Here is a 5,433-nt window from a genome sequence, read left to right as displayed (position 1 = left end):
CCGGAGCGGGAAATCGTGCAGGCTCAGGCAGCAGCATAAAACGGGAAAATCGGACAACTACCTTGAAAAACTCCGCATTGGAAAGCACAGCATATGAGAACATTATTGTACTTTAGCAATGATAGTTCGACAGGAGTCATTAATTCTATATTGGATATTGATGTGAATCTGGATAAAGATAAATACTTAAACAGTCTTTTACTAATTGTTATCAGGAATAATTATTTAGAAGAATTAATTAAGTTTATGAAAATTTGATAGGTGGGTTGATGGGAGTAACCCGTTTATCAAGACTTTAATCTATAACATGAGCAGCTCTGCTGCAGAGTGAAACACTATTTCGGTAGTAATCAAAAAATAGTCCCATCTACTACGAGTCCAAATTAACAATAAATAATATAGTAGTCAATAATGAAATTAATAACATTAGGTAAGTTTACTAATAAAATTGAGTTTAAGAGAATAGAAGAAATCCAACATAAAAAAATAAGGGTTAGCTCAATTAATCCAAACAAATTAATTAAAATAGACTATAACCCTATCTCAACAAATGGCAATGACGTTATATTTGAGAATAAAAATTTTTCTTTAGAAAAGTTCTTAGAGAAAGCAAGAAAAGATAACTTGAAAAATTTGGTCGTATTGACCAAGAAAGAGCATATTTTACTTTTGCCATATTTAATAGACTATGATTTAAATGTTTTAGTTTTAGAGCAAAAATTCCCTATATTTGAAAACTTAAAGTATCATTTAAAGGTAGAGGTTAACTACATGATACTTATTAAAAAAATAGAAAAATTAAAATCTCTAAATATCAACTATAAAAGCTTAGCTAAGTTCTTCTCAACAAAACATCAGTATGAAGTAGAAAGAAAAATTAGGTTTAAAAATAATCTCGACAGATATTTTGCACTTGCTTATCAAGGGGGCTATCAAGAGGTATTTAAAATCAAAGAAGAACGACAAGATCGGTGCGTTATTGCTCTTGATTATAATTCGATGTTTGTCAGTTGTATGGACGGAGACTTTTTAAAACCTCAAGATATAAAACATGTGAAAATCTCACCTCTAAAAACTAACATAAAACATCTTGAAAATGGACTTTACAGAGTAAGGTTAAAAAAACCTAAAGATACATTTTTTAAAAAATACCATCCTTTTAAGTACACCGCAACATTGCACTCCCTTCCATTTAACCTATCTAATGATGATTCTATAGAGTTATTATTATTTAAAAATGAACTAGAATATTACAGTAAGTTTTTTCAAGCTTTAGAAATCATTGAAGGGTTTGTGTCGGAAAAAGTTATACCTCACCCGTTATATAAAAAAGCATGCCATATTTATAAGAAGAGAATAAAAGCACGAAAAGAGGAAAAAAGGGAGCTTAGTAACTTATATAAATATCAGTTACTTACTATGCATAGCTCTACTAATCCATCAAGGTTTAGAAAAAAATGTTTTAAGGTGATAGAAGATTTACTAGATTTTATATTTTTAGAGTTCTCAATTAAGAAACCACATAACGTTACGACTTTAGATTTTGTAAAATTTTTGCAAGTCAAAAAACACTTTAAAATATCAAATATAAATGATTGTATTGAGCTTTCTTATCCAGATTTTTCATCAAATAATCAAATTCACAGTATTTCAGCTCAAATTTTAGCTAATTCACGTATTAAAATGATGAAATTAATAGAAGAGTTAGTTAAATACCCTACGCTGGAAATATGTTATGCAAACGTTGACTCAATACATATATCAATACAAAAAGACTGTTTGGATGACTTTATTAAAATAAATAAAGCCAAAATTTCTGACAAGTTAGGTGACCTTAAAATCCAAGCAATAGGAAATAAAGGTTATTGGTTTGATATAGGTCGATATTGGGTTACAAGCAATGACGAAATAGTCGCCTATGCAAACTCAGGATTTAATCACAGTGGAAATGTTAATCCTTTTAACAAAACTAGCAAAAAGGTAATGCACAATAAAATAGGCTTTTTTGAGTTTACAAGAACATATTATAGAAACATTAAAGATTCATTTTCATACTCTAAAAAATTAAATTACGCCCCTTATAATAATACTGGTGACTTTGAAAGGTTTACTTATGATGAAATTTTTTGCGTATCTTCAATGCTTGATACGATTTTAAACGAAAAAATTAAAAGCAGACAAAGTAAAATTGAGTTATTTAATAAATTAAGTTCTTGATGTTGGGTAGCACTAATGTCTGACCTTGCATCGAACTCAGAAGCGAATGGGGTCAAATCTTGACTTCACACATTAAGAATCTTCAATGTCCATTCATGGCACAGAGCCGCCCTTCTGCTCTAACTCATTTTTGTCCAAAAACGAGTTTGAGCGACTGTCTGTTTCTCGCTCATAGCTGCCTGTCAGATTAAGTCCCAACCTATTCATAGAAACTGTAAGATCAGATATGAGCTACTACAGCATAGGCTGTTAACACCAAGCGACTTTGTCGTATCTTAATTACCAAGCGATTCTGTCGTAATCGCTAATTACCAAGGGAATTTGTCGGTCACTTTTTTACGTGTCTGTTAGTGTTTTGTTTTTGGAATACTAGAAGGCATGTTGAGGATGATTGTGATGGATTCTAAAGCTCAACTCACCGTTGACATCATAGCTAAAGTGGTTGAAGGCAGGATAACAATTGCCAATGCTGCTAAGTTACTCAGTAAGTCTCGACGCACTATTGAACGCTACGTAAAGCAATATCAGCAAGTTGGTATTCAATTCGCTGTTCATGGTAACAGTGGCAAAGCCCCACCCAACAAAACGCCGGTATCAATAAAAAAAGTGGTTCAAAAATTGATTCAGGAAAAATATTACGATTTGAATCTGTTGCACTTGGCTGAACAATTAGCTACGAATGAGAACATTGTTATTAAGCGTGAAACCTTACGCGGTTGGGCACATGATATTCATCACGTTAAACGAGCCAAACGAAGACGTAGCAATGTTCGAAAGCGCAGAGAGCGCATGGAAGCACCGGGTCTAATGATGCAAATGGATGGCAGTCCACATCGCTGGTTTGGGGATAAAAAGCACTGTTTAATTGCCATGATTGATGATGCGACCAGTGAAGTATATGCTGAGTTCTTCCCGTCAGAGACCACCGTTGGATGCCTGAAAGTCATGAGAGAATGTATCGAAACGAAAGGTGTGTTTAAAACGCTTTATGTGGACAGAGCCGGTATCTTCGGCGGCCCTAAACGCTGCAACTTCTCACAGATGCAGAGGGCTTGTGAGGAGCTGGGCATTGAAATCATCTTTGCCAATTCACCCCAAGGCAAAGGCCGTATTGAGCGAGCATTCGATACCTTCCAAGACCGCCTTGTTCCCGAGCTTAGGTTGAACAATATTAACGATATTGCCGCTGCCAATGCCTACCTTAAGCATGTCTTCATTCCGCAGTTCTGGCAGTCGAAAGTTCAAGTAAAATCACAGCAAGCACCTGAATTTACGCCTCTGTCGAAACACATCAACCTTGATGATATCTGCGTCATTAAAGACCATCGTAAAATACGTAACGACCATACCTTCAGTTATGGCAATAAGTTCTACCTAATAGATTCACCGCTCAAGCACTCCATTGCCAATCAGAAAATCGAGATAAGGAACACGAGTAAAAAAGGGTTTACCGCTCACTTCGCTGGTCGCAAACTCAAGATCTCGGAAGTAAATGAACCAAGCAAACTGGCATCAGAAGACTTGGCAGTACAGAAGAAACTTGAAGTATTAGCGTTAATCGAAAAACTCGGAAGCGTCAGCGCTGCATCACGCCAAAGTGGCGTATCACGAGACACTATTCATCGGCACTTAAGACTAGTTAAGCGAGGTGGCCCTGAAGCATTAAAACGCCAAGAAACACCTAATCTACGGCACAAAAACTGTGTGGATAAGGCGATAGAAGACGCCGTTGTGCAATTCTCAATTGAACACCCTCACCTTGGTCAGCAGAAAGTCGCGATAAAGCTCAGTGAAGCCCTTGGTGTTGATATTAGCGCGGGCGGTGTGCGCAGCATGTGGCTAAGAAACAATATGAATACCACCGCATTGCGAGTCGAAAAATCTAATGCTCTGGTTGAATCGGCATAAAAGGTAGCCAGTTTAGCAACTGGCTGATATGCTATTTACGACAAAGTCGCTCGGTAATTAGACCGACATAATCCCTTGGTAATCACACTACTACAGCATAGGCTTTAAATTATTTTTATATTGTTCAAGTTTTGACTTATTAGTGTTTCATTCAGAGATTCACTCAATCTCTTTGTTTCAGCTAAAACAGTTTTCCAATACTTTATGCGCTCACTTGCTTGCATATTCGTAAAATCAGTTCGATCTGGAATTTTTGAAAAAGGTAAAGATTCCACAAACTTTAATGAAGGGACTAGCATCACGATATTGTCATAATTTTCAGTTTTAACTTTTCTTTTTAAATTTTTATCAAACCAACCAGCTTTAGGTGTTGAATTAAAATGTGGATATAATATTAATCCGTTTGAATTTTCTAACTGAAAATCAAAATGGTAGTCAATTATCCCACCATCTCGGTATATGCCTCTTGGAGCATCACTTATATTCTTTATTCCTTCCATGACCAGAGGGATTGATCCTGAAGCCAATAATGCATCGCTAAAATTACTTTCAGTTAGGTCAACGTATTGAGTATCAAATCGGCAGTAGTCATCTATAAGAAGGTTGCTAGATGCTGGTCTGAAAACAAATCGTTCATATTGCTTTTTAATAAGCTTACGATTGATTCTATTCAGCCCCATACTCTTAACTAGTCCTATAGCTTGAATAAGTTTATTTTCTGATGATACCAAACCATTACTTTTATTTACTAAAAAATGAGCTTTGAAAACAGGATTGTTGATGACTTCAGTTACGCCATCCTTACCAAGCATGTAATCAAGTAACTCTCTAGCCTTTTTTGTAATCTCATTTGGTTTGGCTTTAACAGAATAAACAGTTTCAGAGTATGATTCAGCCATTCTTGTAATAGCTGAGACAGGATCTTTTTGAGCAAAACAGGCTGAACGAAATGCGCCCGCAGAAGACCCAATTAAATTTAATTCTGAAGAGCGATTTTGAAAGAAATCACTAAATAGATATTTATCTAATTCAAAAAGACAAAACCATTTGGGGCCTCCACTCGCACCAAGAAACGATGAAAATAACTCTTGTTTAAACCCTTCTTTCTGAATTTTTTCATGTGCCGATTTTCCAGCATAAATATCTAACATGTAATTATTATCTGACCTCTGTTATCTTCTCTTATAGTATTAAAAAGCATTTTTCTGGCTTATTTAAAAAAGTCACTGGTAACCCCGCCGTGTCAGAGTAGTTGTCCTGTCTTCTTTTCACAATAGTTATAGTCAGACGGCGGGTGGTTAGCAGGTT

Annotated in this window: 3 protein-coding genes; 2 read left to right on the top strand and 1 reads right to left on the bottom strand. The window is 35.5% G+C overall.

Going from position 1 to position 5,433, the window contains the following annotated elements:
- The first annotated feature begins 411 nt into the window (after positions 1-411).
- Together AAEY57_RS18580 and AAEY57_RS18575 are read left to right on the top strand one after the other, a co-directional pair.
- Positions 412-2,217 (top strand): hypothetical protein, encoded by a 1,806-nt coding sequence (locus tag AAEY57_RS18580; protein ID WP_350608502.1) that lies wholly within the window; start codon positions 412-414, stop codon positions 2,215-2,217.
- A 387-nt stretch (positions 2,218-2,604) separates the two neighbouring features.
- Entirely contained in the window at positions 2,605-4,125 is a 1,521-nt protein-coding gene (locus AAEY57_RS18575) for an ISNCY family transposase (RefSeq protein WP_138765230.1), read from the top strand.
- Positions 4,126-4,229: 104 nt separating this feature from the next.
- On the opposite strand, the gene AAEY57_RS18570 is transcribed toward AAEY57_RS18575, so the two are convergent.
- Positions 4,230-5,276: a patatin-like phospholipase family protein gene (locus AAEY57_RS18570; RefSeq protein WP_350608501.1), complete on the bottom strand. Its 1,047-nt coding sequence runs from the start codon at positions 5,274-5,276 to the stop codon at positions 4,230-4,232.
- Positions 5,277-5,433: the final 157 nt, after the last annotated feature.

This window comes from Pseudoalteromonas sp. MER144-MNA-CIBAN-0113 (genome assembly GCF_040308965.1).
GTDB lineage: Bacteria > Pseudomonadota > Gammaproteobacteria > Enterobacterales > Alteromonadaceae > Pseudoalteromonas > Pseudoalteromonas tetraodonis.
Note: the sequence above shows the minus strand (reverse complement) of the source record. Positions and strands in the feature narration are given on the sequence as shown.